Genomic DNA, 25,293 nt, shown 5'->3' with positions numbered 1-25,293 from the left:
TCATGGCCCTGGGGTCGGTACATGACCGGGCTGTAACGGCCGGCCGCCGTGACGGCCGGCCTCGGGACCGGCGCGGGTTCAGCGGGTTCACACGGGCGGCCCGGTGACGAGGTCGCCGTTCTCGTCGTAGGGCCAGGCGTTGGCGACGCAGCCGTGCAGGCCCTTGATCTGCTGCATCATCACGGGGGCCAGTCGCCCGGCACCCCCGCAGGTCACGTGCCCGTGACCGAGGAAGTGCCCCATCTCGTGGTTGATGATCAGCGCCCGGTAGTCGTGGATCGGCCCGTCGAAGGTGGGCGAGCCCTTGACCCAGCGCTTGAGGTTCACCACCACCCCTCCGGGAACCTCGCAGTTGTACTCGCCCCCGGTGTCCTGCTGGATGCCCGCCCAGCACAGGGCGTCCGCCGTCCCCGGTGTCGCGATCCTTATCTTGATGTCGTGCGGTGATCCCGCGCCCACCAGCTGGAACGCGTTGTCCGGGTCGTGGGTCCAGCCCCGCGGGGCGGCGAGTATGTCGGCGATCTCGTCCGCCGCCTGGGACGGCGAGACGTCGAGGCCGGTCTCGACCTCCACGACGTAGCGCACCGGGCGGGAACCACTGCCCACCGCCTCCCCGTCGGCCTGCGCGGTGACGAACGTCCCGCTGCCCGTCGGGGGGACGGCGATCTCGGTCCGGCTGGGGGAGGGAGAGGGGGAAGGGGAGGGAGGCGGCGTGGGGGTCGGGGTGGGAGCGGGAGTGGGGGAGACGTGCGTGCTCCGCGGGGGCGGCGCGCTGCTCGGCGCGTCGCCCCACCCGCCTCTCAGGACGTACGCCGCCGAACCCAGCAGGCCGACGGCCACCAGCAGGCCGGCCAGCAGGTTCCGTCCCCGGCGGCGCGGCCGTGCCCGGCGGCGGGAGGACCGGCGCCGGCGGCCGGCGCGGTGACCGGCCGCGGTGCCGCCGGCGGGGGGTGTGTATCGCCGCTTTCGTACCGCATGCATGACAGATCAATCTGGTGATCCCAGATGATCGCGATGAGCCGGTGACATCACGGAAAGATAACGGTGCCTCGCGTTCCCCGGCCCGTGTGATCGTTGTGTAACGGCGGCCGGAGAGGGACATTCCCCGGGACGGTCATCTCATCCGGTCTGCTTACACTGCCGAAATGCCACGGGTCCTCATCGTCGAAGACGACCAAGACGTCCGCAGGGCCGTCCAACTGGGTCTGCGGCATCAGGGGCATGAGGTCCTCGCCGTGGAAACGGGCGAGGAGGGGCTGGAACAGCTCCGCCCCTTCCGGCCGGACGTCGTCGTGCTCGATCTCATGCTGCCCGGCATCTCCGGCCTGGACGTGTGCCGCCGGATCAGGGACCGCGACCAGGTGCCGATCATCATGGTGACGGCCCGGGGCGACGACATCGACGTGGTCGTGGGACTGGAGACCGGCGCGGACGACTACGTGGTGAAGCCCGTGCAGGCCAGGGTCCTCGACGCGCGGATACGGGCCGTACTGCGCAGACAGGACGCGTCGCTGCCGGACGGCAGCCGTCCCCGGGCGGAGACGCACGGCGAACTGGTCGTCGACCGCGCCGGGCTCGTGGTGACGCACCGCGGCGAACCCGTCGCCCTCGCCCCCTCCGAACTGCGGCTGCTGCTGACCCTGTCGGCCTCACCCGGCCAGGTGTTCAGCCGCCAGCAGTTGCTGGAAGCGGTCTGGGAGCACAGCTACCACGGTGACATACGGCTCGTGGACGCCTGTGTGAAGCGGCTGCGCAACAAGCTCGGCGAGGGCAGGAATCCCCGCTACGTGCAGACCGTACGCGGATTCGGCTACCGCTTCGGCACCTCATGAGCGACCGGAGGACCACGCGGACGCGGAGGACCGCGCAGGCGCGGAGGACCGCGCGGGCGAGAGAGACCACCGGGGCGCGGAGGACCGCACCCGGGGCCCCCACGGCCACGGCCGACAAGACCCCCGCACCCGTCCCCGCACCCACCCCCTCCGTACCGGGTGCCGGCGGCCCCCGGCGGTTCCTCCGGGCGGCCCTGGCGCGCGTTCCGCTCCCCCTGCGCGGCCTGCGCCCCCGCCTGCTGACGTCCTTCGTCCTGGTGGCCATGGCCAGCTCCCTGGGCACCGGGGCCCTCGCCTTCCGCGAGGCGCGCACGGGAGTGCTCCAGCAGAGCCAGGACACCGTCATCAACCGGTTCCGTACGAGCGTCGACGCCGTCGCGCCCTACATCCCCTTCCCCCCGGACCAGTCGGACCTCCAGTCCGCGGTGGACCAGGTGCTGTACGCGAACCGTTCGTCGGGCTGGAAGATCATGGCCACGTACGACGGCCACCGCGCCTACGCGCCGAGCGCCGGTTTCGTCGAACTGAGCCCCGAACTGCTCCGGTCCGTCCGGGACAAGCGCGCCGCGGTGTTCCAGCGGATGAACGTCGACGGGCGCCCCCGTCTCGTCGTCGGCATGCCCGTCACGTACACCTCGGGCGAGGGCGGCGAGAGCGGCGAGGGCACGGAGCCCCGGCTCTCCGGGCTCGTGATGTTCCTGGAGGTCCCGCAGACCGCCGAGGAGGGGTACGTCGAGGCCATGGTCAGCGGCATCGAGCGGGCCACCCTGGTGGCCCTGTGCCTCGCCGTCGTCCTGGCGCTGCTCGCCGCGAGCGGCGTACTGCGTCCCGTACGGGCGCTGCGCCGGGCGACGCGCCGGATGGCCGCGGGACACCTCGACGTCCGGCTGGACGTCACCGGTTCCGACGAGCTGGCCGACCTCTCCCAGTCGTTCAACGAGACGGCGGCCGAACTGGAGCGCACCATAGGGGAGCTGCGCCGCCTGGAGGCCCAGGGGCGCCGCTTCGTCGCGGACGTCTCCCACGAGCTGCGCACACCGCTCGCGGCGATGTCGGCGGTCACCGACGTGCTGGACCTGAAGGGGGAGGACGAGACCGAGACCGGTGAGGCGCTGCGGCTCATCAGCGAGGGAACGAACCGGCTGAGCGGCCTGGTGAACGACCTGATGGAGATCTCCCGCTTCGACGCGGGGGCGGCCGAACTCAACCGGGACGAGATCGACCTGGCCGAGTCCGTCCGGCGCACCATCGCCTCCCGGTGGCGGGAGGGGCAGGTGGAGACCCGGCTGCCCGGACCGGGTGTGCTCCGCGCGCGCGTCGATCCGCGCCGGCTCGACGTGGTGACGGCCAACCTGGTCGGCAACGCGCTGCGGCACGGGGCGCCGCCCGTACGCCTGACCATGGAGGTGCGGGAGGACGAGACGGGCACGGCATGGGTGGTCATCGAGGTGACCGACAACGGACCGGGGATCTCCGAGGAGGCCATGCCGCACATCTTCGAGCGGTTCTACAAGGCGAGCACCTCACGGGCCAGGAGCGAGAGCAGCGGACTGGGCCTGGCGATCACGGCGGAGAACGTGCGCCTGCACGGGGGGCGTATCCGGGCGGCGAACCTGCCCCGGGGCGGCGCGGTGTTCACGGTCGAGCTCCCGCTGCACCGCGACGGCACCGATGCCGAGGCCGGCGGGGGCACCCGGTGAGGGGCTCACGGACGACAGTGCTGCTGTCCGGGTTCACGGCCGTGGCCGCGCTCGCGCTCACGGCGTGCGGAGTCCCCCCGTCCGGTGTCATCGAGGCCGGTGCGCCGGCGAGCGGCCTGATCTCCGCCGACCCGGCACCACCCTCGACGCCCGCCACCGTCTCCCTCTTCTTCCTGCGCGACGGGGACCTGACGCCCTACCCCCGCCGGACCGACGACGCGGGGGACCTCGAGGCCGTCGTACGCCTGCTGTTCGAGGGGCCGGCCGGGAACGAGACCGCGACGGCCACCACGGAGCTGCCCCGCCTGACGGACGCGCCGCGGGCGGTGACCGTCGACGGCACCCTCTTCGTCCGGCTCCCCGGCGAGACGGAACCGCTGAGCCGCCGGGCCCTGCTCCAGCTCACGTGCACGGTGAACCACGTGGCCTTGTCGGTCCCCACCACCGTCTCCCACACCGAGGCGAAAGCCAAAGCGAAAGCCAAAGCGGAAGCCGAGGCGAAAGCCAGAGCGGAAGCCGGAGCCGGCGACGTCCCCGCGCACGGTGCCGCCGCGCCCGGCGGCCTCCAAGTGTCCGGAGACGGATGGACGATGACACAACCGGACCACGCGTGCCCCGTCGCGTCCGACCCGCAGGAACAGCCGGAAGCACTGCCCCGGCAGACCCCCTCCGGCTGACCACCGCCCGCCCCCGCCCGCCCCCGCCCGCCGCACGCGCGGCGGCGGACCGGCCACCGGTCCGGCCGGCACAGAACCCCGGACCGCCGGCCTGGGGCGGAGTGACGCGGGCGCCCGGCCCGGAGCCGGCTGGTTCCCCGGAGCTCCCCGCGATTCCCCGCATGATCAGGCACGGGTCCGGCACGGCTCCGGGGCGCTGGTCGCCGTATTCCGCCGCTGTACCGCAGCCGGCTGCAACCCACCCGGGACGCTATACCCTGCGTGGCTGTGACCGGAATCGATCTTCTCAATGGGATAGTCGGGGCCGTCCTCGGCATCATTTTCGCCACGCTGTTCCAACAGCCGCTCCAGGACGCCTGGTTCAGGATCCGCCACCGGTCCGCCACCGCCGTGCGCAGTCTGACGTACCGTGCGGACGGGGCCCCGCTCTCCATGTGGTCGCCCTTCTCGATCGGGCCGCTCCACACGTCGGCGCTCATCGTCGAGGGCGACGGCGAACAGGCCATCGCGCCGGAGTCGGTCCGGGTCCAGGTGCTGGACGGGGAGGTGGTCCTCCCCGAGGAGATGGCGCCGTGGCGGGCGGAGATCGAGGAGGCGGAGGAGCGGGCGGAGACAGCCGGCACCCGGGTACGCGTCTGGAACGGCCCCCGGTACGCCGTGGAGGGACTGGAGATCTCCCGCACCACGTTCGAGGAGCACCCGGACATCCGGTTGCGGCTGCGCCCCACCGACTACTTCACCTTCCTCGCGGCGCAGCAGCTCGACCGCAGGCTCCCCGACGGAACCACCCCGCGCGAGCGCTACCTCGACCCCGACCACCCCCTGGACGCCCCCGCCTTCCTGCAGTGCAGCTTCGGCGTGAACGTGGCCGTGGTCACCGCCGACCACCTGCTCGTCGTCAGCCGACGAGCCGACAACGTGCGCTCCGGGCCCGGCCTGTGGGGCTCCTCGGTGAACGAAGGGCTCTCCCGGCACATCGATTCGGCCGGCCGCAACGCGCCCGACCTGCACGACGTCGCGCGGCGCGGCATGCGCGAGGAACTCTCCCTCGAACCGCACGAGTACACACTCGCGATGCTGGCCTTCGTCCTGGACGTCGAACGACGGCAGTGGAGCGCCCATTTCACCGCACACCTCACCGGCCTGACCGGCGACGCGCTGCGGTCCCGCGTCTCGCACGGCGTTGCCGACCGGTGGGAGCACCAGAGCGTCGAGTACGTGCCGTTCCGCCCGGCCGACGTGGTCCGCCACCTCCTGCGCCCGGACCGCGTCCGCCACTGGGCCCCCGTCACCCCGGCCCTGTTCCACCTGGCCCTGGTGCACACCCACGGCCGCGGCGCCGTGGAACGCGCCGAGACCCAGGCCGTCCGCCGCCTGCGCTAGGCGTATCGCCTCGTGAGGCCGGACGTGGCACGCGACGTCCGGCTCGGCCCACCGGAACGACTCCCACCCCCTCCGGGACCAGCCGCTCCACGATCGTCACGCCTCAGGACCACGAGAGGGAACGGGACGACTTCTCACCGCAGGGCGTGGCGAATCCGCAGGCGCCCGTATCCCATGGTCCCGGAGACCCGGATCGTCGGCCCGCCGGGCCGGAAGCGCCGCGGGACCTTGTAGCGCAGGTCCTTCCACCCGGTGCTCAAGCCTTCGACGTCGACCACCGCGTCACGGGGCACCGTGATCCTGGCCCCGCCGGTTCCCAGTCGCAGCTCGATGTCGACGACCGTGTGCTCGATGATCGCCCGGGACAGGTCCAGGCGCACCCTCCCGTACGCCGACTCGACCTTGAGGAACCGGGGCACCCGCCACGCGCCCCGCCGCTTGATCCGTCCGCCGGCGGCGGCGATCGTGGCCGTGCTTCCCGGGTGCTCCTCCGGCAGCGCGACCAGAGCCGGCGCGAGCTCGCTGTGCGTCCTGGCGGTGAGCACCTGATGAAGGCGCTCGTCCAACTCCTCCCGGGAGATGAGTTCTTCGGCGTACGCCTCCCGCAGGCGTCGTACGGCTGCATTGCGATCGTCTTCACCGATCAGCGACGGCGATTCTTCCGGTAAGGAGGTCACGGGTTCACCGTACTGCCGAGCCGGCGAGGTGAACCCGCCGAGGAAGCCCCGGAGGACAGGCCGTCACTTGGCTCCTTCGGGTGGGTGGCGGTGCGGGAGTCGCGGGAGTGAGCGGTGTGGGCGCCCCGGGGCGGGGTGGGGCACAAGGGCGGATCCTCGCGGAGACACCGCCGCAGGTAGGGCAGTAGTCCCCGGTCCAGCAGGGCCCGCTGCCAGTTCTGCCGCGCCTGCTGCAGGCGCGTCGCGTGTGCGGTTCCGTCGCCGCCGCGTATCGCCGTCCTCTCTCCGGGGCCTGCTGTCAGCCCTCGTCCTCCTCGTCCCCTTCGAAGAAGTCCCCGACTTCGTCGACGACTTCGGCCGCGACCATGCCGCCGACGACACCGACCGCGAGACCGGCGGCGCCCGCCGCGACGACGGTGCCCATGCCGGGACCGGACCGGTGGTGGTCGTCGTGGTGGTCGCCGTGTCCGTAGTGCCCGCCGTGCCCGTGCCCGGCGTACGGGTCACCGTGGCCGTAGGCGCCGTGGGAGCCGTGCGGCGTCCGGTGTTCGACCAGCCGGCGGATCCAGCCGTCGACCTCCGTGTTCCAGTCGCGGGAGTCGTGATGGCCGACGGTGAAGCGGATCAGCGCGTCATGGCCGCCGGAGAGAAAGCCGCCGCGCTTGTCGGCCTCCAGGACGACCTCCATGCCGCCCGGGTCGGCCAGGAAGGTCACCTCGATCTCGTTCACCCGGTCCGCGTACTGCGGCGACGGGACGATCTCGATCTCCTGGTAGAAGGGCAGCCGCTGCCCCGTGCCGCCGATGCGCCCGTACTCCAGGTCGGCGGACTTGAAGCCGAAGCCGAGCTGCCCGAGCGCTTCCAGGACGGCCTCCTGGGCGGGCAGCGGCCCGACGGTCAGCGGGTCCAGGTCGCCCTTGTCCTTCGCCCCCGCCACCGACAGCTCGGTGCGCACGCCGAGGACGATGCCCAGCGCCTGCCCGTGCAGCTCGGTGACCGGCGTCTCCCACGGCAGCGTGACGCTGAACGGCACGCTGTGCTGCTCGCCCTCGGCGAGCCGGAAGCCGCCGCCGACGGTGAAGCGGTCGAAGGTGACGACGCCTTCGCTCTCCCCTTCCTCGTGCTCGGCCTCGACCCGGGCCACCAGCTCCAGGGTGATGTGCTCGATGTCGAAGTCGGCGCTGCCGCCCTTGAGACGGACCTGGCCGGTGAGCGCGCCGCCGGGCCGGACGGGACCCGGATCGAGGACCGTGTCGACGGTGGGGCCGCCCACGCCGAGCGAGCCGAGCAGTCGTTTGAACACCATGGTGGCGTCCACTCCTTAAACGTGCGTGTGTTCCATGAGGGGGTGCCGCCCAGCCGAAGGTGTGCGGCACCACGGCGGTTCGCGGGCCGGTTACCTGACGGTGCCGAGTGCGGCGAGCGCCTGGGCCCAGCGGGCGTACTTCAACTCGGCCAGGTCCGTTATGGTCTCGACCCCGAACGCCTCCTGCAGCAGCTCGCCGTCGCGGTCGGAGACCCCTTTCAGCGCCGCCACCGGGGCGGCCAGGATGTCGGACAGGGGCTTGTCGGCCCATGCCTTGTCCAGCACCTCGTCCAGGTCGATCGAAGCCATGTGTGTCGTCTCCCAAGGCGCGGGCCCGGCTCGTCGCGGGCCTTCTACAAACGAGTAGAAGCATAGGACGGTCGGAGCGGAGGAGAGGCCCGGTCCGGGCGGACGCGTCAGGAAAGGCTGAAAACGGGTTCTTGTGCCGCCGGGTGTCGCCGGCCCGTCCCCGGGTGCCTCCGGCGCGGAGCCGCAGATGACGCGGGCGCCGGTGCGCCATGGAGGACGTACTGTCCGAACCGGTCGGACCGGCGGCTCCGGCCACCGCGTGACCGCGTGGCCGCGTGGCCGCGTGACCGCGTGACCGCGTGACCGCGTGACCGCCCGGTGCGCGCGCCCCGTGCCCGAGCTGCGCCGCCTCCGGCCCTTCCCGGCCTGATCAACCGCCTTCCGTCCGAGCGCCCCCATCCGTTCGGGGGGGGCTCGGGCACATCTGGGCGGACGAGGCCGGCACGGCCCGCGGTACCACCGCGACGCCAGAAACTACAGTGCTGTAGAAATCTACTTCCGGAGCATGACCGTCGGTGTTCACCCCGCTCGCCGGGGCCGACCGGGGCCGACCGGGGGCGAACGCCGCGCACGCGAGGAGACAAGGCAGCAGGATGTCCGAGCATCGAGTTCGCACGGTCCGTACGGTTCTGGCCCTACGATGCCGAACCGTCACGGAGGCCCGCTGGTTCGCCGTCACCGTCTTCACCGTGATCCTCGTGAACGCCGTGCTGCTCGGCATCGAGACGTACTCCGGAGTGGCCGCCGACTGGCACCACTGGTTACGTACGGCCGAGCACGTCTGCCTCGCCGCCTTCACCGTCGAGATCCTGCTGCGCATGGCGGCCCACGCCGACCGGCCCCGCACTTTCCTCGAGGACCCCTGGAACCTGTTCGACCTGGCCGTCGTCCTGTGCGCCTTCCTGCCCTTCCTGCGCGAGAACAGCACCGTCCTGCGACTCCTGCGCCTGGCCCGCGTGCTGCGCACCGCTCGCTTTCTGCCACAGCTGCGCGTCGTCCTCGTCGCCGTCGCCCGCAGTCTGCCGGGCACCCTGAGTTTCCTGCTCGTCGGTGCGTTGCTGCTGTACGTGTACGCGATGGTGGGCTGGGTCTTCTTCGGCCGTCATGACCCCGAGCACTACGGTTCCCTCGGCCGTGCCGTGCTCACCCTCTTCCTGCTGATGACCCTGGACGGCATCGGTGACGCCGTCCACGCCGGCCTCGACATCTCACGCTGGAGCCTCCTCTACTACGGCTCCTACGTCCTGCTCGCCTCCTTCGTCCTCGTCAACGTCCTCATCGGCGTGGTCATCACCTCCCTGGACGAAGCCCGGGACATGGACCGGGACAGGCCTCCGGCCGAGCCGTCACACACCGACCCGCCGGCAGACGACCACCTGTCACTGCGCCGACGCATCGACGAGGCCCGACGGGCTCTGGACGCATTGGAACAGGAACTCGGCCGGTCCGCGCCGGATCCGCCGACGGCAACCGACCGGCCGGCGGTCATGGCCGCCCAGAGGCGGGTGTGAGCGGGCGGAGGGTGCGGTGAGGGACAGCCGCTCCGTGCGGGTGACGACTGCTCGGTACCCGTGACCTCCCTGCTTGCGCGGCTGTCCATGACGCCACTTCGATGGCTTCGAAGAGGTCGGCGTCGGTCTTCTTCCGCACGGTGCGCCGGCCTCGGCGCCCAGGTCCGCCACGCGTGCGTCGCGGATGAGCGGACCGAGACCGGCCAGGACCGCACCGCTGCCGACCGTGGTCCACCCGTCGTACGGGCACGCCACGGGCACGCCGCCGACCCGAAGGCGCGGAAAGTCCTTCTGAAGAGCACCGTCGAAGCGCTGTGAGCGACCCGCTCGATCGCGCCGTGCGGTCGATGCGCCTTCCCGGCCGGCCCTACGGGCGGATCAGCGCAGTCCGGCGAAGAGATCGTCCTCGGGCAGGGCCGCGCCGGTGGCGTCCTGGACCCGTACGAAGGTCTCCACGCCCATCAACTCGCCGAACCTCTCCTTCCCCATCTTGAGGAAGAAGATGTTCTCGCCCTGACTGGCATGCGCGGCCAACGCGTCGAACTTCTGACCGCTGAACGCGGTGGTGTCCACCCACGTGGTGATCTCATCGTCGGGGAGGCCGATCTCGGCCATCGCGGCGGCCTCGGCAGGGTCCGGCTCCGGCATGTCCGGATGAAACTCGCGCATGATCTCGCCGAACCGCTGCATCCCCGAGCGGGGCACCGTGGTCCAGTACACCTTCGGTGTCAGCGCGGTCATCTCCAGCGCCGCCATCGTGATGCGGTGGGCCTGGATGTGGTCGGGGTGCCCGTAGAAGCCGTTCTCGTCGTAGGTGACGACCACATCAGGCCGGTAGTGCCGCATGAGTTCCGCGAGTCGGGCCGCGCCTTCCTCCACGGGGGTCCGCCAGAAGGATCCGGGGGCGTCGTTGCTCGGCCAGCCCATCATCCCGGAGTCGGCATAGTCCAACATCTCCAGATCGCTGACCTTCAGGACGTCACAGCTCGCTTCGAGCTCTTGACGACGCATCGAGACGACCGCCGCCGGGTCGTGCCCGGGCTCGCCCGGCTTGACACCCCCCGGCCCGTCACCGCAACCGCCGTCGGTACACGTCACGAGAACCGTGCGGATGCCTTCCGCCGCGTACCGCGCGAGGACACCTCCGGTTCCGGTGGCCTCGTCGTCGGGGTGGGCGTGTACTGCCATGAGCGTCAAGGGCCGGTCGGTCATGAAACAGTCCTCCTGCGGATACGAGTCCGGGCCCGAGTGCGCGGCGGGTGTGCCGCGATCCTGCAGCCCGGATCCTGGTGGGGCGGACGACCTCGCGGCCTCGGTGCTCCCGCCGTCCGGCGCCGGCCCCTCGATCGGTGCAACCGCGCCGGACGCACCGGCTGTTCCCGGCCCGGCCACTCGGCCTTCGGGCGCCGGCGTTCGATCGCCGTACTGCCACGTGAGCGGCCTGACACCCGAACAAACAAACCCCAGGCCGGTGATCTGGGACTTCGAGAAGAACGGGTGAAGAGAATCGAACTGATGCTTTCAGCTCGGGAGACGACGGCACTCGACTGGTCCCCATATACGGCCTGCGCAGATGGCATGTGCTCGGCCGGTCGTGCGGGTCGGATCACGCTGCAGTCGACCGAGGCTGTCTGCTCTTACGGGCACGCTATGGGCACGGGGCGCGAACACTGGTGGGCACGGTGCGTTCTCGGGCGGGCACGGTGTCGAGCCGGATTCGGTCGGATGCCCAGACGGGGAACACCTTCGCGCGTGCACGGAGACTGCTGGCGCGTGATTGTCAGTGGCCGACTCTATTGTGCCCGCGTGACGACATTTCGATCCAGCTTCACGCTCTGGCGACTGGTCCAGACGGCACGGGAGCTGACCGAGGACGCGCGCGTCCGAGGGCGCGTCGACGCGGTTCTGCACATCATGGGCGGTCCCGGTGGGGCGTACGGCAAGGGCAGGCCGCTGGTGAACGCCTTGGAGGACGTGGCTCGAGAAGCCCTCCTCCTGGGCGACTTCGCTTTCGCCCAGCGCTTTCAGCGCTTCGCCGCCTATGCCGGAGGCGAACTGTTCCTCGACATCCTTGAGAACTACTACGACGACGAAGCCCGCCAACGCAGCGAGAAACACATGCGCCGGATGGCCGCACTGGGTGCGGACAGGGCGGTCGCCGCCCTTGACGTCCTGTGCCGCGACCAGCCCGGCGCAAGCGCTGCCGACGCCCGTGACCTCTTTCGTGGCATAGCCCAGTCCGTCGGCTACCTGGGCCTCGGGGACGGGGAGGGCGGGATCCGGCTCTCCGGCAAGGAGGCGAGGCAACTCCAGGAGTACGGACACATGGAGATGGTTCTCCGTAACCTGCCCCGGCCCGCTTCCGCCGAGGCCGCCCGGATGATGAGCGACGTCCTGGCAGATGCCGACGCCGGCATGCTGGCCCAGCTGCTCGAACTGCGGGCCAGGCAGGCCGGCCTGGCGGCCCTGCGTACCGCGGTGGAGGATCCGGACAGCTCCGAGAGTGCCCTCCATGGGTGTCTGAAGAACCAGGAATGGATCTTCGGCGGGGCCTACGTGGCCGAGCTGGCACGTCGGCAGTACACCCCGGACACCATCCTCGACATCCCGCTCCTGCGCGGCGACGGCTCCCTGCACGTGGTGGAGCTCAAGCGCGCCAACATCAAGGACCTGGTCATACGGCGCTCCGGCCACCTCATGTTGGGTGCCCCGGCGCACCGCGCGGTCTCCCAGGCCCAGAACTACCTCCGGGCCATGGACGAGAACCGCCCGAGCATCCTGGCCGAGCACGGAGTCGACACTCGCCGGGCGTCGGCGACGGTCGTGATCGGGCACCCGCGGTACGTGACTGGGGGCGTCACCTCCCAGGAGATCGCGGAGACGCTGCGGACCTACAACACACACCAGGCGCGCATAGAAGTGATCACATACGAGGCCTTGCTGGATTCAGCCTCCCGCATGCTGGCTCTGTCATCGGCACGGCAGGATCCGGCCCCGACCTCGGCCGAGGAGTCCGCCGCATGACTGAACCACCGCAGATCGAACCGCTCCTGGCCCGCTTGTGCGGCGGTGAGATCACCGACAAGGACTACGTCGGATACTTCATGAACGAGCACGGAGAAGAACTCGTGTTCGCCCAGCGTCGGGGCGAGAGGAACGCCCGGCTCTGGCACAGCGACACGGACTGGGAGATGTACCTCGTCGGCGACCACTCCATACGGCTCGACGGTCCGATGGACGGAATGATCACCGTCGCCGACCTGATCATCGACCGCGAGGAGGCGACGTGGCTGTCCTCCTGTCTCGCCGCTTCCCGCCACCTGCGGCAGGGACGGACCTGACCGCCTTCCCTATCGAGTGAGTGCGCAGCGGGTCACGTAACGATGTGTACCCCACCCTTGCCCGTACTGGCAGCATGGCGAAGCCCTCAACTCTCCTGGGCGAGGGGCGAGGGGCGAGGGGCGAGGGGCGAGGGCACGAGGGCACGAGGGCGGTTGGTCAGGTCAGGTCGACCAGGGTGGGTGTCACTTCGCTCTCGAGGTTGTATTCGGAAAACTCCCATGTCGTGACCACCGCGTCCGCGGGGATGCGATGGACGAATCGCATCTCGTCGTCGAAGCCGGGCTGCAGCTGTGCGTGGTCTGTCCGGGGCGTCAGACGTCTCGGATGATGACGCGGTCCCCGCAGAGCCTGGTCCAGTCGTCCCTGTCCGAAGTGAGGACGAGGGCCGGGGCCGGGGAACGCAGGGCCATCGCGGCCACCAAGGCGTCGATCGCGTACTTGTGCCCGTGCGGTCCCCCGGCCTCCCTCAGCAGCTTCACCGCCTCGAGCGAGTCCTCCGGTGTCACGGCTTCGAGCCGGAGGCGGGAGAGGTACCAGTGCAGGCGAGGCATGTCGGTCTTGCCGTGTGCCGCCTCGACGACGGTCAGCGCCGAGACGCGGACGGGCAGACCCGCTCTGCGGGTCGCCTCGATCCGCGCCGTCATCGCACGGTCGCTACGCAGGAGCAGCGACAGCGCCTGCGAATCGAGGACGACCGAGCGGGCGGCGTCCTCCTTCATGCAGCGCGCCCTCCTTCGTGTCCGGCGTCGCCGAAGAGCTCCCGGGACGCGGCTTCGATCTCCGCCTCGGTCAGAGGGCCGAGCTCGGATTCCTGAGCGGCGACGATCTCCGCCAGGCCGTCCATTTCGAGCTGATGCCGGACAGCCTCCGTGATGTAGGAGGACAGTCCGCGCTTCCCGGTCCGCTCCCGCAACACGGCGAGCAGGTCGGCAGGTAGGGAGACGGAGACGTTCTCTGTGTTTCCCGCACGCTGGGTAGCCATGGCTCCAATGTACGACAGCAAGTAATACAGCGTCCCTCGTAGGGGCGGTCTGGCCTACCGTGCGCCCCGGGATCGCCCTCATTGGTCCGACGGCCGTGGCAAGGGTTACTTGTGTATCGGCCACCCTCTCTTTCCGCCTCGGAAACTCGACGCTACGCTTTCCGGTATGGAAACAAAAGAGCCGCGACCTACGCCGGAGCAAGCTCGTGCCGCCTTGGCCGACGCTGATCGAATCCGGGTCTCGACCGAGGCGTTGTCGGCCACTCCATGGCCGACCTGGTTCCTCGTCTCGCTGACGCTCTACATCGCCGCGATTCCGATCTGTGCCGGAGGCGCCGTGGCCGACAGGGAATGGTTGCTTCCGCGCTTGGCCTGGACGGGCGTCCTGGTGGTGATCATCGCTGTGCACGGAGGGCTTCAAGCTGTCGCGACACAGGCCTGGCGTGACCGTACGGGAGTGGCGCTGCGGCTGGACGTGCTGCCGAGGCGGGCGATCGTTCCGATCGCGGCCGGCTTGCCCGTGCTGATGGCGGGGGCGCCGTTGGCCTTTCGCGTCACCGGCCGCCCGATCTGGCTGATCGCGGCCTCGCTGACCGGCGTCGCCGTCTCCGTCGGCTGTCACCTCGCATTCGTGCGCCTGCACCGGAATGCCGCGGGAGCGCCGGAGGGTGCGAGCTGATGGAGGGCTTCGACGTGGTTGTCCATGCCCCCAACCGGTTGCGCGTCTGCGCCCTGCTGGACGCCGCAGGCGAGGCCGAGTTCGGTCTGGTGCAGCAGCAACTTGGCGTCTCCGCCTCCGTACTGAGCAAGCACGTCGGCGTGCTGATGGACGCCGGCTACGTCGAGCAGCGCAAGGCCGTCCGTGACACCCGGCAGCGTGTGTGGCTTCGGCTGACCCGGCAGGGCGCGGACGCGTATCACGGCCACCTCGCGGCACTGCGGGCGATCGTGGGCTCGCCGGGTACGACTCTCTGATCACCGACGAGTGCCGGTCAATGTGCGCGGCACCGCACCGAGCCGGTCACCCAGGTCGACGTTCCTCTGCAGACGGACGACGGGTGCGCCGACGGATCAGGCGCGCGTATGCCTCGCTGCACCCCCACCGTCCTGCACCACGCTGCCAGCGCTGTCGACCAGAGCAAGCCACGACGGCCGGCACGTGCTGACGGTGCCTGAGCCCTCAGCTTGGGAAGCGACGGCGCTTGTGCGGCCATAGGGCAGCCGACCTGGGCGGATTCGTTGTCAGGCGGCAGGCGTGAAGGACTGGTCGCACCGTTGTCGACCGTGGTTGTCCGCTCTGAAGGGCACGCTATGGGCACGACGCAGGGAGGGGGAGATCAGGGCCTCCGGTTGGCTGCCAGAGACCGGGAGTGGCTCCGACTCGAACGGCAGCCGAGTGAGGCCGTCGCGACTGCACACATGGCGTCATTCGGATGCAGTGGCGCGCATCAAGCATCCTGCTGCGAGTCGAGGAATCCTTGGGCCTCGATGCGCCCGAGGCCGATGCGCACGAGGGCGAGGGCGCGCCCCGCGCCGTGCGGAGCGCCGGCGCCTTCGGGCCGGAGGCCGCCGCCGTGAGGCACCCCTCCGGGCCGCCCACCACCCCATCCGTCCCGCGCCCACCGGCCACCTCGCGCCCGGCCACGGCGACGGTCTCCCCCGCACCGCCCGCTCACGCCCCCGCTCCGAACGGTTCCGCGGCCACGAACGCCGCACCCACCCCGCCCGATCACCCGTCCGCCCCGTCGGCGTCGCCTTCCTCCGGACCCGCCGGACCCGCCCGTCCGGCGGCCCCCGAGCCGTCGGGGCCGCCCGACGCGCCCGCGCCCAGCGACTCCGCCTCCCTCGGGGGGGGCGCCGGCGGGGGAGGGCCGGGAGCGGCCCGGCCGACCGGCCGACCGGCAGACCCCTCCGGCTCGCCGTCCTCCACGAGCCCGGTGGAGCCCGCTCGTACTGCAACGGCAACAGAGGAGGAGCCCGCCGAGGAGTCGGACGAGGGGGTCGATGCGGTACTCAAGACGGACGCCCCCGCCGCCGAGAGTTTGCCCGCGGAGCAGTCGGCGGCCGCTCACGGGACCGGCACCGAGGCCCCCCTCGGCCTCTCCGACCGGCGGATTCCCGTGTTCGCACTGGGCGTGGGGCCGGCCCTGGCGGGCCTCGGCATCGGCTTCCCCGGGGTGCGGATGCGCCGCCGCCGAGCGGCTCGCGACGGCCCGGGTCCCCCTTGAGTCGGACCTCCGGCGTCCGCCTCAGGACGCTTGTCCACGCGGACCTACTCGGTATACATACTCGGTATGTCCATTCGCCACGGGCTTCTCGCCCTCCTCGAACGCGGCCCGCGCTACGGCTCACAGCTCCGTACGGAGTTCGAGTTCCGCACCGGCTCCACCTGGCCGCTCAACGTGGGTCAGGTCTACACGACGCTCAGCCGGCTCGAACGCGACGGCATGGTCGTGCAGGACGGTGAGGACGAGGCCGGCCACTCGCTCTACGCGATCACCGACAGCGGTCGCGTCGAACTTCGCAGCTGGTTCGAGCACCCCGTCGACCGCACCAGCCCGGCCCGTGACGAGCTGGCCATCAAGCTGGCCATGGCCGTCGGGGCGTCCGGGGTCGACATCCGTGACGTCATCCAGTCCCAGCGCCGGCACACCGTGAAGGCCATGCAGGACTACACCCGGCTGAAGGCGCAGGCCCTCACCGCCGTGGAGAAGAACGGGGACCGGGAGCGGGACGACATCGCCTGGCTCCTCGTCCTGGAGCAGCTGATCTTCCAGACCGAGGCCGAGGCGCGCTGGCTCGACCACTGCGAGTCCCGGCTGATCCGTCTCTCGTCGACCGCCCAGGCGGCGGGGCCGGAGCCGGCCTCGCCGGGGGCGGTGGCGGGAGCGGCGGGGACGGGGGCGCGGGCGGCGGCCGGGGCAGAGGAGGCCGCACGCCACCGCCCGTGACGTCCGACCTTCACGACCGGCCCTGAGCCCCCGAACGACCGGACCCACGGGGCCGACCGAGTCCACCGGCTCCACCCGACCCACTCGTAGCACCTGAAGACTCCGAACCACCCGACCAGACCCATACCGTACGCACGGCGCTGCCAACGACCGTCCGTCGCACCGGCGTCCGGCCGCTCACCGGCGCACGCCCGAGGGGAAACCATGTCCACACAACAGCAGCAGCCCGTGCTGAGTCTGCGGAACCTGACCCGCGTTCACGGCTCCGGCGCCACCGAGGTGCACGCCCTGCGCGGCATCGACCTCGACGTCCACCCCGGTGAACTCGTCGCCGTCATGGGTCCGTCGGGCTCCGGCAAGTCCACCCTGCTCACCATCGCCGGCGGCCTCGACAACCCCACCTCCGGGCAGGTCTTCGTCGAGGGCACCGACATCACCGCCCTCGGCATCAAGGGGCTCGCGGCCCTGCGCCGCCGCAGCATCGGCTACGTCTTTCAGGACTACAACCTCATCCCGGCCCTCACCGCCGCCGAGAACGTGGCCCTGCCCCGCGAACTGGACGGCATATCGGCCCGCAAGGCCCGCACCGAGGCCCTCGCCGCCCTCGCCGAGATGGACCTCGGCCAACTCGCCGACCGGTTCCCCGACGAGATGTCCGGCGGCCAGCAGCAGCGCGTGGCCATCGCCCGCGCCCTCGTCGGCGACCGCCGGCTCGTCCTCGCCGACGAGCCCACCGGCGCCCTCGACTCCGAGACCGGCGAGTCCGTGCTGGCCTTGCTGCGCTCCCGCTGCGACGCCGGAGCCGCCGGCATCATGGTCACCCACGAGCCGCGGTTCGCCGCCTGGGCCGACCGGGTCGTCTTCCTGCGGGACGGCGCCGTCGTCGACCAGACCCTGCGCAGCGACGCCGACTCGCTCCTGACCGGCCGGGCGGCCCAGCGGTGACGACCTGGTTCCACTCCTGGCGGGCCGCGGTCCGCATCGCCCGCCGTGACGCCTGGCGCTCCAAGGGCCGCAGCTTCCTCGTCCTCGCCATGATCGCGCTGCCGATCCTGGGCGTGAGCGCCCTGGACCTGACCGTGCGCAGCGCCGAACTCACCCCCGCGCAGCGGATGGAGCGCACCCTGGGCGCCGCCGACGCCCGCTTCTCCGACGCCCGGACGGGCGGCGTGGCCATCCTGCAGGACCCCGCGGGCGAGCAGAGCACCCCGGCCGGGGACTACTCCTCGCCGGGCACGCCCTGGCCCGACGGCCCGACCGATGTCACCAAGACCATCCCGGCCGGTTCGACGGTGCTGACCGACAACAGCGGCACCGCCAAACTGACCACCACTCACGGTCTGCTCCAGACCGAGGTTCGTGAGCTGGCCGCCGCCGATCCCGTCGCCCGGGGCATCATGCGGCTGCAGGAGGGCCGCTTCCCCGAGGAGAACAACGAGATCGCCGCGACCACCCGGTTCCTGGAGAGCAGCGGGCTGTCCGTCGGCTCCACCCTCACCGCCCGCGGCTTCGACCGCACCTATGTGATCAGCGGCTCGTACGAGTTGCCCAGCGACCTCACGGCACAGCAGGTCAACGCCCTGCCGGGGGCCTTCCTCGCGCCGTACGCCAAGGCGGTCGAGAAGGCCGGACTGCCGAAGCCCGACGTCTCCACCACCTACCTGGTGAAGAAGTCCGGTGGTTTCACGTGGAACACGGTCCAGGCGATCAACGTCAAGGGTGTCCTGGTCACCTCGCGCGCCGTGGCTCTCGACCCGCCCGCCGACTCCGAGGTGCCGCTCTACCAGAAGGAAGGCTGGGCCAACTACGAGAGCAGCGGGGCCACCGACGCCGCCGCGCTCGCCGCCGTGGGCACGGTCGTCGGCCTGGCGATGCTGGAGATCTGCCTGCTCGCCGGTCCCGCCTTCGCCGTCGGCGCCCGTCGTTCCCGCCGCCAGCTCGGCCTGGTCGGCGCCAACGGCGGTGCCCGCAGCCACATCCGGGCCATCGTGCTGAGCGGCGGCCTGGTCATCGGCGTCGCGGCGGCCCTGGTCGGCATCGTCCTCGCCCTGGTCCTGACCCTCGCCCTCCGGCCGCTCCTCGAGGACTACATGGGGCAGCGGTTCGGCGGCTTCACCGTCAGGCCGCTGGAACTGCTCGCCATCGCCGCGCTCGCCGTCCTCACCGGCCTGCTCTCCGCGGTCATCCCGGCCGTCACCGCCTCCCGGCAGACCGTCCTGGCCTCCCTCACCGGCCGTCGCGGCGTGCGCCGCAGCAACCGCGTGCTGCCGCTGATCGGCCTCGGCGCCTTCCTGCTCGGCGCGGCCATCGCCCTGTACGGCTCGGTCGTCTCCGACCAGTTCGTCCTGGTCGCGGGTGGCTCGGCCATCGCCGAGCTGGGTGTGGTCGCCATGACGCCCGCCCTGGTCGGCCTGTTCGGCCGGGCCGGCCGCTGGCTGCCGCTCTCGCCGCGCCTCGCCCTGCGGGACGCCGTCCGCAACCGGGGCCGTACGGCACCCGCCGTCGCCGCCGTCCTGGCCGCCGTCGCGGGCACCGTTGCCGTCTCGACGTACGCCGCGAGCCGCGACGCCCAGAGTCTGGCCGAGTACCGGGCCAGCCTGCCGCACGGGGCCGTCGCCGCGCTCGTCACAGAGGAGGGGGGCCGGGACGTCCCCGCGGTTCGCGACGCCGTGCAGCGGACGCTGCCCGTCGACGTCCGCGCCGACGTGTTCCGGATCGCCGTCGGCAAGCCCGGCTGCGCCCCGTACGGCGAGGGCGAGGGCTGTGGCCGCTTCGACGTCGTCATCCCGCCGGCCAACGAGTGCCCGCTGTGGGTCAGCACCCCCGACGGCTCCGACCCGGCGGAGAAGTACACCAAGGAGCAGCGGCGCGCCCTCGCCAAGGACTGGCGCTGCCTCTCGCACGCCGGCAACGGCATCTACGTCGAGGAGGGTCTCCTCGTCGCCGACGCCCCGCTCCTGAAGGTCCTCGGCATCGACGACCCGGGTGCGGCCAAGGCCCTCGCCGACGGAAAGCTCCTCAGCTTCCACAGGCCCCAGGTCGACAGGAACGGCACCGTCGGCATCAAGCTGATCACCGACCCGGAGGCCGCCGACCGCTCCGTCGAGCAGAACAAGCCGGTCCCGGGCGAGCTGAAGTCCATCCCCGCCTACCAGGTGCCCGGCTCGCCCGACTCCTACGGAGTGGAGAGCGTGCTCAGCCCCGCCGCCGCCAAGGCCGCCGGACTGACCACCGTCCCCCTCGGCGCCTTCTTCAGCACCGACCGGATGCCCAGCTCCGAGCAGCGGCAGAGGCTCGACGCCGAGATCGCCAAGCTCGGCAGCAACGTCGAGCTGAGCGTGGAGGAGGGCTGGGTCGACGAGAACAAGCTCGTCCTGCTCGCGCTGACCGTCTTCGCCGGCCTGGTCACCATCGGTGCGGCCGGCATAGCCACCGGTCTCGCCCAGGCCGACGCGGAGGCCGATCTCAAGACGCTCGCCGCGGTCGGCGCCCCGCCCCGGGTGCGCCGCATGCTCAGCGGCTTCCAGTGCGGTGTGATCGCCGCGATGGGTGTGGTCCTCGGCTCGGCGGCCGGTGTCCTGCCCGCGGTCGGGCTGCGGCTCACCGAGGAGCGCGAGCAGATGCGCTCCTACCAGGAGGCTCTCGACCAGGGGTGGGGCGACGCCGGTGACGCCCCGCCGTACGTGCCGATCGTCGTCCCCTGGGAGACACTCGCCGCCCTCCTGATCGCCGTGCCCCTCGGCGCCGCCCTGCTGGCCGCGCTGGTGACCCGCTCGCACGGGGCGCTGGCCCGCCGCGAAGCGCACTGAGCCTCCGCTGCCGGACCGTGCCCCTGGACGAGGGTGGATCAACCCTCGTCCAGGGGCACACCGTGTGGGAAAGCATGCGTGCGCGAGAACGGCGGCACGGAGATGCCGAGGAATGACAGGTCGCAGGAGAGCCCCCGGGTCCTCGTCCTGGGCCAGGACGGGATGGCGCTCGGCGGCACCGACTGGGGATCACCTTCCGTTCCGGCCGTACTCCTCGGCCGGTCCGCACGCTGTCGCGAACCAGGTAGGCCGGCAGGGCACGTCACGTGATGGTGACGAGGTGGTCCCCGTCCGGAGGAAGCGTCCACCGACGGCGATGCCCTGCTCTTCGGCTCACATGATGAAGTCGGCGACCACGAGGAAGCAGCCGGGGAACCCCCATCTGAACGATGACGCCCATCTCGTACTCGGCCTGCTTCCGGTAGTCCTCGCCCCAGCCCTCCGGATACCGGCGCCGCATACCCCGGAATACTTCTTCCTGGAACCAGGTGACCTCGGTGCAGCCCTTTGACCGTGGTTGACCGGACTTACGGGCACGCCATGGGCACGCCGTCGACTCGGGGGTGCGGGCAGCCCCTGTTGGCGGCCGGTTACCGCCGAGGTGCTGGTAGCGAGCGTTGGCCGGGAGGGCGTCTTCGCAGGAATACACAGAGGAGGTCTCGCCCGTCAGCGCACCCGGACCGGCATGACGCATGACCGCGCCCCCGATGCGGGGTGAACCGGGGGCGCGGAGTTCGGCGTCTCAGGCGTGGAGCGGGAGGCTGGGCTCCTGAGGGAGCCCGGGGGAACCGCCTGGCTTCGGTTGAAGTGCTTCGTCCAGCTCGAATGCCCAGCGATCGGACGGCGCGTGGCCGGACGTCTTCGCCGCGAGCGCCGGCAGGGACCGTGCGGCGGAGGCCGCGCTGTCCCACGGCAGGGCCAGGCCCTGCCGGTCGGCGGTCGGATCGGTGAGCCAGTGGCTCGTCCTCAGGCCCGGGAACTCGCCGACGGAGGAGGAATCGGGGTCGATGTCGGAGGTTTCCGCTCGGCCTGCGGATGATTTCTCGCTGTCCGCGTGGGGGGTTCCGGCGGAGCGAGTTCCGTCCCACCAGGCGATGACGACACGCATGGGGTCTCCCACTGCAGAGTGCCGTGCGCGATGATGCGGTGTCCCCGTTGACACCCTTGCGTGGTGCGGGCCCATGGCGCGAGCCGTGGTTCGGATCAGAGCTGCGAGCCTCCTGTGGCGTCGATGACCTGCCCTGTCACCCAACGGGCGTCGTCCGAGGCCAGGAAGGCCACGATGTCGGCCACATCGCCGGGGCGGCCCACGCGACCGAGTGCCGAGAGCTCCGCGGCGGACTGTTCGGCGGATTCGTCGCCCCGGAGCCAGGAGGCGTTCATGTCGGTGTCGATGATGCCGGGCGCGACCGAGTTGACGGTGATGCGGCGGTTGCCGAGGGCCTTGGCGAGCGTGAGGCTGAAGGTGTCGACAGCGCCCTTGGTCATGCTGTACGCGATGATGTCGGTCAGCGCGATACGCGTCGCCCCGGACGAGATGTTGATGATCCGGCCGCCGTCCCGCAGCCGCTTGAGCCCCTGCTGGACCAGGAAGAACGGGGCCCGCACGTTGACGGCGAACATCTCGTCGAAGGCCTCGGGCGTGGTCTCCTCGATGTGACCGCGGGACGTGATGCCGGCGTTGTTCACCAGGATGTCGAGACCGGTGCTGTCGCCGTGCTCCAGGACCTGGCGGTCGAACTCGGCCCACAGGGCCTCCACGTCACCACCCGCACCCAGCTCGGCCCGCACGGCGAATCCCGTGCCGCCCGCCGCCCGGATCGCCCCGACCACCTCTTCGGCGGCAGCGGCGTCGCGTCCGTAGTGCACGGCCACGAGGGCGCCCTCCCGGCCGAGCCGTTCGGCGGTGGCCCGCCCGATGCCGCGGCTGCCGCCGGTCACCAGAGCCGTCTTGCCCGTGAGTGAACGCATGACCTTCCAATCTGTAGCGATGGCTATAGAAAAAGGTTACACGCAATACGTAGCGATCGCTGTAAAATTCTCGTATGACGATGACGAGGCGGGGACGACCGCGAAGCTTCGACCGCGAGGCGGCGCTCGTGCAGGCCACGCGGCTGTTCTGGGAGCACGGCTACGAGGGCACGTCCATCGCCGATCTCACCCGGACCCTGGGGATCTCTCCGCCCAGCCTGTATGCCGCCTTCGGCGACAAGCGCACACTCTTCACCGAGGTCGTCGACCGTTACGGCGGAACCTTCGGCGCCTTCATGGGCAGGGCGCTGGAGGAGGAGAGCGACGCCCGCGCGGGGTTCGCCAGAATGCTGCGCGAGGCGGCGACGTCGTACACCGACCCCGGCCACCCGGCGGGCTGCCTGGTCATCACGGCGGCGATCAACTACTCGGCGCAGACGGCCGATGTCGAGCGGGGCCTGCGGGAACGCAGGGTGGCGAACGTCCATGACTTCGAGAGACGACTGGCCGACGCCGAGAAGGCCGGGACGCTGCCCGAAGGTGCCGAACCACGCGCTCTGGCCGTCTACTTCGCCGCGGTGGTTCAGGGCATGTCCCAACAGGCCCGGGACGGGGCGAGCGCGACGGAACTGGAGCGGGTGGCCGAGCTCGCCATGTCGGTGTGGCCCGTACGGAAGGGGGCGTGAGCAGATCTGCTCGCGCCCCCGCCGACCGAACCGACGGCACCGGTGACCAGCAGCGTGGGGCAGGCTGCACGGAAAACCGCGGGCGTGCCAGACACGCCAGAGCGCTGACTCGCCAAGGGGGCAGGGTTTTGGACGTCTGGGGAGACAGAACGGCGGTCAGATGCTGGCGAATGCGGACAGCAGAGTGTCGGTCCGGAGCTGGAGTTCAGGCGTCTCGACCCCTGTGACACTGACGGACATCACCTCGCTGCCGACAGAGCGGGCGAGGCTGACTTCCAGGGTGGCGCTCGTGCCGACGAGCGGATATGAGTACCAGCCGTCGGACTTCTCGTCGTCGGTGTCCCGGACGCCGGTATCGATGGTGTCCCAGTCGATGTCGTCGAACGCGTAGTCGGCGTAGCGAGACAGCAGCTCCAGAAAGGCACGCAGGTTGCGATCCGTGATCCATCCGGCTATCTGCTTGCTCAAGTCCTCTCCCGGCGATCCAGACGATCAGTGTTCTGGCACGCATCTGGCACGCGGCCAGTGATCACAGCGGACAGCAAAACGGCCCAGGTCTGTGACCTGGGCCTTCTTCATGGAGCGGGTGACGAGAATCGAACTCGCGCTCTCAGCTTGGGAAGCTGATGTTCTACCATTAAACTACACCCGCGCAAGATCCCGACCCCGTCGAATCGATGGTGTCCGGACGCCCGCTTACTCTACCCCATGCCAGGCCCTCGGTGTTCAGGGATGCCGCCGGTCCCTGTCGCGCGGGCGACGATGGGAGCATTTCTCCAGGCAGAACGGCGTATACGCGGTGTGTTGTAGGGAGAAACGCTCCTATCGGTAGGCGGTGACGGAGTTCGCCCACGGCGTCTTCAGGGGCCGGGGGCTGACCCTGTTTCAGGGCGTGGATGCGGCTGCGGGGGGCATGTGTGGGGGCGTACCGTGAAGGCGTGGTGCGCGTGCGGGGTGCCGCCTGGAGGGCCGTTCCTTTGATCCCGTAATGTGGCTTTTGGCGTCAGGGCAGTTGGCCGGACGCGGCCTCTTGGGGAAGGGACTCTTGGACTTGATGGAGCGCACCGTCGTCCGCTGTGCCGATGGGCACGTGTTCACCGCCGCCTCGTTTCCGATGCAGCAGGCCGAGCGACTCGGCCCCGGCCGGCTCCTGCGGTGCCCGCGCTGTGCGCGGCTCCGCAGCGTCGTGCCGGTGAGTCTTCAGAAGCGGTAACGGCGAAGGCGCGCGGAGCGGCCGATTGTGGCCGTTCCGCGCGCCTTGCGTATCCTCGGGCCCGTGCTTCTCTCTGACAAGGACATCCGGGCCGAGATCGACGCCGGACGGGTGCGGATCGATCCCTACGACGAATCCATGGTGCAGCCGTCCAGCATCGACGTACGCCTCGACCGCTACTTCCGGGTGTTCGAGAATCACCGGTACCCCCACATCGACCCCTCCGTCGAGCAGGCGGACCTGACCCGGCTCGTGGAGCCGGAGGGGGACGAACCGTTCATCCTGCACCCCGGTGAGTTCGTGCTGGCCAGTACGTACGAGGTCATCACGCTGCCGGACGATCTCGCCTCGCGGCTGGAGGGGAAGAGCTCGCTGGGGCGGCTCGGGCTGGTGACGCATTCCACCGCCGGGTTCATCGACCCCGGGTTCTCCGGGCACGTGACCCTCGAACTCAGCAATCTCGCGACGCTCCCCATCAAGCTGTGGCCCGGTATGAAGATCGGGCAGCTGTGCATGTTCCGGCTCAGCTCGCCGGCCGAGCACCCGTACGGCAGTGAGCGGTACGGGTCGCGGTACCAGGGGCAGCGGGGGCCGACGGCCTCGCGGTCCTACCTCAACTTCCACCGGACGCGGGTGTGAGCGGCATGCGGGAGAACCTGAGCTACGAGCAGTTCGGGGTGGCCGTGCGCGAGCTCGCGCAGACGATCGCCGACGACGGGTACGAGCCCGACGTGGTGCTGAGCATCGCGCGCGGCGGGGTCTTCGTCGCGGGAGGGCTCGCCTACGCGCTCGACTGCAAGAACATCCACCTGGTGAACGTCGAGTTCTACACCGGGGTGGGGACGACCGTTCCTAATCAGTGAGCAGGAGTGAGTCTTGGACCCATTCCTGGCCGCTGCGGACACCCCGAACGGTTTTGGATGTCCTGGTCGCCCGCGTTCTCG

At 70.8% G+C, this 25,293-nt stretch carries 24 protein-coding genes, 1 tRNA gene and 2 pseudogenes; 16 read left to right on the top strand and 11 right to left on the bottom strand.

The features are described from left to right. Positions 1–87: 87 nt before the first annotated feature. Entirely contained in the window at positions 88–981 is an 894-nt protein-coding gene (locus IH50_RS0102645; RefSeq protein ID WP_078913820.1) for a DUF3152 domain-containing protein, read from the bottom strand. A gap of 164 nt (positions 982–1,145) precedes the next feature. Here IH50_RS0102645 and IH50_RS0102640 point away from each other — a divergent pair, with 164 nt between their 5' ends. From IH50_RS0102640 to IH50_RS0102625, 4 genes are all read left to right on the top strand, one after another. After that, positions 1,146–1,832 (top strand): response regulator transcription factor, encoded by a 687-nt coding sequence (locus IH50_RS0102640; RefSeq protein WP_030856742.1) that lies wholly within the window; start codon positions 1,146–1,148, stop codon positions 1,830–1,832. Next, positions 1,829–3,532: a sensor histidine kinase gene (locus tag IH50_RS0102635; RefSeq protein ID WP_030856739.1), complete on the top strand. Its 1,704-nt coding sequence runs from the start codon at positions 1,829–1,831 to the stop codon at positions 3,530–3,532. The genes IH50_RS0102640 and IH50_RS0102635 overlap by 4 nt, the downstream gene beginning before the upstream one ends. Further along, on the top strand, positions 3,529–4,209 hold the full coding sequence (locus IH50_RS0102630) for a GerMN domain-containing protein (protein ID WP_030856737.1): 681 nt from the start codon (positions 3,529–3,531) through the stop codon (positions 4,207–4,209). Before IH50_RS0102635 ends, IH50_RS0102630 begins: the two co-directional genes overlap by 4 nt. A 267-nt stretch (positions 4,210–4,476) precedes the next feature. Then, positions 4,477–5,592 (top strand): hypothetical protein, encoded by a 1,116-nt coding sequence (locus IH50_RS0102625; RefSeq protein WP_037871906.1) that lies wholly within the window; start codon positions 4,477–4,479, stop codon positions 5,590–5,592. 134 nt (positions 5,593–5,726) lie between these two features. Here IH50_RS0102625 and IH50_RS0102620 read toward each other — a convergent pair whose 3' ends face one another. The 3 genes from IH50_RS0102620 to IH50_RS0102610 all read right to left on the bottom strand — a co-directional run bounded on the left by IH50_RS0102620 (position 5,727) and on the right by IH50_RS0102610 (position 7,884). Continuing rightward, positions 5,727–6,269 (bottom strand): DUF1707 SHOCT-like domain-containing protein, encoded by a 543-nt coding sequence (locus IH50_RS0102620; protein ID WP_030856734.1) that lies wholly within the window; start codon positions 6,267–6,269, stop codon positions 5,727–5,729. A 298-nt stretch (positions 6,270–6,567) separates the two neighbouring features. After that, positions 6,568–7,575 (bottom strand): sporulation protein, encoded by a 1,008-nt coding sequence (locus IH50_RS0102615; protein WP_030856733.1) that lies wholly within the window; start codon positions 7,573–7,575, stop codon positions 6,568–6,570. Between the two features lie 90 nt (positions 7,576–7,665). After that, positions 7,666–7,884 (bottom strand): hypothetical protein, encoded by a 219-nt coding sequence (locus IH50_RS0102610; protein ID WP_030856731.1) that lies wholly within the window; start codon positions 7,882–7,884, stop codon positions 7,666–7,668. Positions 7,885–8,477: 593 nt separating this feature from the next. Here IH50_RS0102610 and IH50_RS0102605 point away from each other — a divergent pair. After that, the gene (locus IH50_RS0102605; protein WP_030856729.1) at positions 8,478–9,395 is read left to right on the top strand and encodes an ion transporter; all 918 of its coding nucleotides are present in this window, start codon (positions 8,478–8,480) and stop codon (positions 9,393–9,395) included. Between the two features lie 378 nt (positions 9,396–9,773). Here IH50_RS0102605 and IH50_RS0102600 read toward each other — a convergent pair whose 3' ends face one another. Then, positions 9,774–10,607: a PIG-L family deacetylase gene (locus IH50_RS0102600; RefSeq protein ID WP_030856726.1), complete on the bottom strand. Its 834-nt coding sequence runs from the start codon at positions 10,605–10,607 to the stop codon at positions 9,774–9,776. A 594-nt stretch (positions 10,608–11,201) separates the two neighbouring features. Here IH50_RS0102600 and IH50_RS0102595 point away from each other — a divergent pair. Together IH50_RS0102595 and IH50_RS0102590 are read left to right on the top strand one after the other, a co-directional pair. After that, the gene (locus IH50_RS0102595; protein WP_030856725.1) at positions 11,202–12,419 is read left to right on the top strand and encodes a Shedu anti-phage system protein SduA domain-containing protein; all 1,218 of its coding nucleotides are present in this window, start codon (positions 11,202–11,204) and stop codon (positions 12,417–12,419) included. Next, positions 12,416–12,736, top strand: a complete 321-nt coding sequence (locus tag IH50_RS0102590) for a hypothetical protein (RefSeq protein WP_030856722.1) — start codon at positions 12,416–12,418, stop codon at positions 12,734–12,736. The genes IH50_RS0102595 and IH50_RS0102590 overlap by 4 nt, the downstream gene beginning before the upstream one ends. Positions 12,737–13,048: 312 nt before the next feature. Here the strand turns inward: IH50_RS0102590 and IH50_RS0102580 are convergent, their stop codons facing one another. Then, positions 13,049–13,456 carry a type II toxin-antitoxin system VapC family toxin gene (locus IH50_RS0102580; protein WP_030856720.1) on the bottom strand — a complete coding sequence of 136 codons (408 nt, stop codon included), beginning with the start codon at positions 13,454–13,456 and terminating at the stop codon, positions 13,049–13,051. Next, on the bottom strand, positions 13,453–13,719 hold the full coding sequence (locus IH50_RS0102575; protein WP_030856718.1) for a hypothetical protein: 267 nt from the start codon (positions 13,717–13,719) through the stop codon (positions 13,453–13,455). Before IH50_RS0102575 ends, IH50_RS0102580 begins: the two co-directional genes overlap by 4 nt. A gap of 166 nt (positions 13,720–13,885) precedes the next feature. On the opposite strand from IH50_RS0102575, the gene IH50_RS0102570 reads away from it, so the two are divergent. The 6 genes and pseudogenes from IH50_RS0102570 to IH50_RS42355 form a co-directional block, all read left to right on the top strand. Continuing rightward, positions 13,886–14,398, top strand: coding sequence for a hypothetical protein (locus tag IH50_RS0102570; RefSeq protein ID WP_037871902.1), 513 nt, complete (start codon positions 13,886–13,888; stop codon positions 14,396–14,398). Beyond that, a complete protein-coding gene (locus IH50_RS0102565; protein ID WP_051767147.1) occupies positions 14,398–14,694 on the top strand; it encodes a transcriptional regulator in 297 nt (98 codons plus the stop codon). Before IH50_RS0102570 ends, IH50_RS0102565 begins: the two co-directional genes overlap by 1 nt. Positions 14,695–16,013: 1,319 nt before the next feature. Beyond that, complete coding sequence (locus IH50_RS0102550; protein ID WP_030856710.1) at positions 16,014–16,670, top strand: PadR family transcriptional regulator; 657 nt, start codon at positions 16,014–16,016, stop codon at positions 16,668–16,670. Between the two features lie 204 nt (positions 16,671–16,874). Continuing rightward, positions 16,875–17,615, top strand: coding sequence for an ABC transporter ATP-binding protein (locus IH50_RS0102545; protein WP_030856708.1), 741 nt, complete (start codon positions 16,875–16,877; stop codon positions 17,613–17,615). Further along, the gene (locus IH50_RS0102540; protein WP_030856706.1) at positions 17,612–20,479 is read left to right on the top strand and encodes an FtsX-like permease family protein; all 2,868 of its coding nucleotides are present in this window, start codon (positions 17,612–17,614) and stop codon (positions 20,477–20,479) included. Before IH50_RS0102545 ends, IH50_RS0102540 begins: the two co-directional genes overlap by 4 nt. Positions 20,480–20,581: 102 nt before the next feature. Continuing rightward, positions 20,582–20,659, top strand: a pseudogene (locus IH50_RS42355) (DUF2587 domain-containing protein); the annotation flags it as partial. 562 nt (positions 20,660–21,221) lie between these two features. Here the strand turns inward: IH50_RS42355 and IH50_RS38650 are convergent. Beyond that, positions 21,222–21,587 (bottom strand): hypothetical protein, encoded by a 366-nt coding sequence (locus IH50_RS38650; RefSeq protein ID WP_051767146.1) that lies wholly within the window; start codon positions 21,585–21,587, stop codon positions 21,222–21,224. Between the two features lie 95 nt (positions 21,588–21,682). After that, a complete protein-coding gene (locus IH50_RS0102530; RefSeq protein WP_030856704.1) occupies positions 21,683–22,450 on the bottom strand; it encodes an SDR family oxidoreductase in 768 nt (255 codons plus the stop codon). A gap of 74 nt (positions 22,451–22,524) precedes the next feature. Between IH50_RS0102530 and IH50_RS0102525 the strand changes: the two genes are divergently transcribed. Next, positions 22,525–23,136 (top strand): TetR/AcrR family transcriptional regulator, encoded by a 612-nt coding sequence (locus IH50_RS0102525; protein ID WP_030856702.1) that lies wholly within the window; start codon positions 22,525–22,527, stop codon positions 23,134–23,136. A gap of 156 nt (positions 23,137–23,292) precedes the next feature. On the opposite strand, the gene IH50_RS0102520 is transcribed toward IH50_RS0102525, so the two are convergent. Continuing rightward, positions 23,293–23,604 carry a hypothetical protein gene (locus IH50_RS0102520; RefSeq protein ID WP_030856701.1) on the bottom strand — a complete coding sequence of 104 codons (312 nt, stop codon included), beginning with the start codon at positions 23,602–23,604 and terminating at the stop codon, positions 23,293–23,295. A 110-nt stretch (positions 23,605–23,714) separates the two neighbouring features. Continuing rightward, positions 23,715–23,788, bottom strand: a tRNA-Gly gene (locus tag IH50_RS0102515). 624 nt (positions 23,789–24,412) lie between these two features. Here IH50_RS0102515 and dcd point away from each other — a divergent pair. Both dcd and IH50_RS0102495 read left to right on the top strand, forming a co-directional pair. Next, a complete protein-coding gene (dcd, locus tag IH50_RS0102500; protein ID WP_030856699.1) occupies positions 24,413–24,988 on the top strand; it encodes a dCTP deaminase in 576 nt (191 codons plus the stop codon). Positions 24,989–24,993: 5 nt separating this feature from the next. Next, a pseudogene (locus tag IH50_RS0102495) lies at positions 24,994–25,200 on the top strand (phosphoribosyltransferase); the annotation flags it as partial. Positions 25,201–25,293 lie beyond the last annotated feature (93 nt).

The organism is Streptomyces sp. NRRL S-37, from assembly GCF_000721605.1.
GTDB lineage: Bacteria > Actinomycetota > Actinomycetes > Streptomycetales > Streptomycetaceae > Streptomyces.
Note: the sequence above shows the minus strand (reverse complement) of the source record. Positions and strands in the feature narration are given on the sequence as shown.

What these genes read in the sequence shown, in the direction of transcription:
- IH50_RS0102590 (WP_030856722.1), top strand. Translation starts at nt 12,416, where the DNA reads ATGACTGAACCACCGCAGATCGAACCGCTCCTGGCCCGCTTGTGCGGC.
- IH50_RS0102610 (WP_030856731.1), bottom strand. Translation starts at nt 7,884, where the DNA reads ATGGCTTCGATCGACCTGGACGAGGTGCTGGACAAGGCATGGGCCGAC.
- IH50_RS0102530 (WP_030856704.1), bottom strand. Translation starts at nt 22,450, where the DNA reads ATGCGTTCACTCACGGGCAAGACGGCTCTGGTGACCGGCGGCAGCCGC.
- IH50_RS0102565 (WP_051767147.1), top strand. Translation starts at nt 14,398, where the DNA reads ATGGAGGGCTTCGACGTGGTTGTCCATGCCCCCAACCGGTTGCGCGTC.
- IH50_RS0102570 (WP_037871902.1), top strand. Translation starts at nt 13,886, where the DNA reads ATGGAAACAAAAGAGCCGCGACCTACGCCGGAGCAAGCTCGTGCCGCC.
- IH50_RS0102635 (WP_030856739.1), top strand. Translation starts at nt 1,829, where the DNA reads ATGAGCGACCGGAGGACCACGCGGACGCGGAGGACCGCGCAGGCGCGG.
- IH50_RS0102580 (WP_030856720.1), bottom strand. Translation starts at nt 13,456, where the DNA reads ATGAAGGAGGACGCCGCCCGCTCGGTCGTCCTCGATTCGCAGGCGCTG.
- IH50_RS0102545 (WP_030856708.1), top strand. Translation starts at nt 16,875, where the DNA reads ATGTCCACACAACAGCAGCAGCCCGTGCTGAGTCTGCGGAACCTGACC.
- IH50_RS0102615 (WP_030856733.1), bottom strand. Translation starts at nt 7,575, where the DNA reads ATGGTGTTCAAACGACTGCTCGGCTCGCTCGGCGTGGGCGGCCCCACC.
- IH50_RS0102645 (WP_078913820.1), bottom strand. Translation starts at nt 981, where the DNA reads ATGCATGCGGTACGAAAGCGGCGATACACACCCCCCGCCGGCGGCACC.
- IH50_RS0102605 (WP_030856729.1), top strand. Translation starts at nt 8,478, where the DNA reads ATGTCCGAGCATCGAGTTCGCACGGTCCGTACGGTTCTGGCCCTACGA.
- IH50_RS0102640 (WP_030856742.1), top strand. Translation starts at nt 1,146, where the DNA reads ATGCCACGGGTCCTCATCGTCGAAGACGACCAAGACGTCCGCAGGGCC.
- IH50_RS0102600 (WP_030856726.1), bottom strand. Translation starts at nt 10,607, where the DNA reads ATGACCGACCGGCCCTTGACGCTCATGGCAGTACACGCCCACCCCGAC.
- IH50_RS38650 (WP_051767146.1), bottom strand. Translation starts at nt 21,587, where the DNA reads ATGCGTGTCGTCATCGCCTGGTGGGACGGAACTCGCTCCGCCGGAACC.
- IH50_RS0102575 (WP_030856718.1), bottom strand. Translation starts at nt 13,719, where the DNA reads ATGGCTACCCAGCGTGCGGGAAACACAGAGAACGTCTCCGTCTCCCTA.
- IH50_RS0102550 (WP_030856710.1), top strand. Translation starts at nt 16,014, where the DNA reads ATGTCCATTCGCCACGGGCTTCTCGCCCTCCTCGAACGCGGCCCGCGC.
- IH50_RS0102525 (WP_030856702.1), top strand. Translation starts at nt 22,525, where the DNA reads ATGACGATGACGAGGCGGGGACGACCGCGAAGCTTCGACCGCGAGGCG.